Origin of the sequence: Mycobacterium sp. E2462 (assembly GCF_001672685.1) — a bacterium.
Lineage (GTDB): Bacteria > Actinomycetota > Actinomycetes > Mycobacteriales > Mycobacteriaceae > Mycobacterium.
In genome coordinates this window covers 1-1,975 of record NZ_LZKC01000376.1, presented here as the reverse complement: position 1 = coordinate 1,975, position 1,975 = coordinate 1, and the positions used below count along the sequence as shown (strand labels likewise).

Annotated in this window: 2 protein-coding genes; one reads left to right on the top strand and one right to left on the bottom strand. The window is 72.7% G+C overall.

All coding sequences use genetic code 11. The annotated features are described in order from the left end of the window. Positions 1–163: 163 nt before the first annotated feature. Positions 164–955 (bottom strand): DUF2470 domain-containing protein, encoded by a 792-nt coding sequence (locus tag A5714_RS19670; protein ID WP_068067781.1) that lies wholly within the window; start codon positions 953–955, stop codon positions 164–166. Positions 956–1,116: 161 nt separating this feature from the next. Between A5714_RS19670 and pheA the strand changes: the two genes are divergently transcribed. Beyond that, a partial coding sequence (pheA, locus tag A5714_RS19665) for a prephenate dehydratase (protein WP_068288025.1) occupies positions 1,117–1,975 on the top strand: 859 nt, incomplete at its 3' end.

The window sequence follows — 1,975 nt, the reverse complement described above, 5'->3', positions numbered from 1 at the left end:
CGGCGGGACCGTCGGTGCGGTGGGCGAGGGCGGGCCGGCGGTGCGGCGAATCACTTGTGACGGCTCGGGCCGGTGCGGCGGCGCCTGCCGGGGCGGCTCCGGTCGCCGTGGGGGTCGCTCGCCGTTCACCCGGCTAACGTACGCGGGCCGGGGCGGCGCGGGGTCAGCAGTTCGGTTGCTTGCGCGCGCGCAATCCGTTGATGAACGGGCAGCCCATGAGGACGCGGATGGCCTGGCTCAGTCCGTTCATGTCGTCCACGGGCTTGTGGAAGGGCAGCCGCACGTCGTGGTCGGTGTCGCCGCCCTCGACGCGGAACCGCACGCCGTAGCGGTCGAGTCCCAGGGGGCGGACGTGGCCGCGGCGCAGCGGTGCGGGCAACCGGGACACCAGGCGCGCCAGCACGTCGCTGTGCGCGGTGTCGAGGTGCCAGAGCAGGCTCGACTCGACCTCGCAGAACGGGTCGGGTCGCGCGGCGAGGAGGTCGTCGACGCTGACCGGTTCGGCGCCGGTGGCGTCGGTGACGACCACCGATGCGATCTCGAGCCGCAGCAAGGTGTATCGCTGCCGCGACCCGACCGTGGACCGCGGCGTGTCGACCTCGAGCAGGGCCGGGTTCGGGCATTCGGCGGCGATGCGGTCGAGCGTTTGCATGAGCCTCGCGGGGTGGATCTCGTGCAGGCGGCCGCGCACCCACACCAGCGACCGGACCGGCTCGCGCAGCGGGAGGGGCGCGTAGTCGGTGAGCTCGAGCAGCGCTTCGGATCCGGGGCGAACGGTTTCGCCCTCGCCTTCCAGCGGCATCGCGAGGGCAAAGGAGCCGTCGTCCATCAGGTGGTGGATGGGGGTGGCGACCGGGTCGTCGTGGTCGATGGCCAGCAGCGCGCCGCCGGCGCGCACGCAGGCGCTGCGGATCCGTTCGGCGGTCGTCGGGGCGGGATAGCTCAGCGGTAACACCGTTCTCCTCACTCGCTTAGGTAAGCCTAAGTTAACTTAGAAGGGGTGGCGCCGCAAGGCTCCCGGGCCTCGTCATCGACCCCGAGACGGGCTGGGCCGCGCGCTGCAGAACGATGCTTCGCGATGGGCTGCGTGACGGGCTTCGCCGCTAGGGTTGGGGCGTGACCCGCATCGCTTACCTCGGTCCGGAGGGGACCTTCACCGAGGCGGCCCTGCGCCAGATCATCGCGGCCGGGCTGGTACCCAAGCATGGCGTGCCGGACCCGCTGCCCACCGACAGCACGGCCGCCGCGCTGGACGCGGTCCGCAACGGCGACGCGGACTACGCCTGCGTGCCGATCGAGAATTCGATCGACGGTTCCGTCACCCCCACGCTCGACAGCCTGTCCATCGGCTCGCCCCTGCAGGTCTTCGCCGAGACGACGCTCGACGTGGCGTTCAGCATCGTCGTCGCGCCCGGGCGCGGCGCCGCCGAGGTGCGCACACTGGCGGCGTTCTCGGTGGCCGCCGCGCAGGTGCGGCACTGGGTCGCCGAGCACCTGCCGGACGCCAAACTGCGGGCGGCGTCGTCCAACGCCGACGCGGCGCGCCAAGTCGCCGAGGGCCTGGCCGACGCCGCGGTGACCTCGCCACTGGCGGCCACCCGCTGGGGGCTGCCGGCGCTGGCCGACGGCGTCGTCGACGAACCCAACGCCTGCACCCGGTTCCTGCTGGCCGGGCTGCCCGCACCGCCGCCGGCCCGCACCGGCGCGGACCGCACGTCAGTGGTGCTGCACATCGACAACGCGCCCGGCGCGCTGCTGGGCGCGCTGACCGAGTTCGGCATTCGCGGCATCGACCTGACCCGCATCGAGTCCCGCCCGACGCGGATCGCCCTGGGCACCTATGTTTTCTTCGTCGACTGTGTGGGGCACATCGACGACGACGCGGTCGCCGAGGCACTCAAGGCGCTGCACCGTCGTTGTGCCGATGTGCGATACCTCGGATCCTGGCCCACCGGCACGCCGGCCGGGGTGCAGC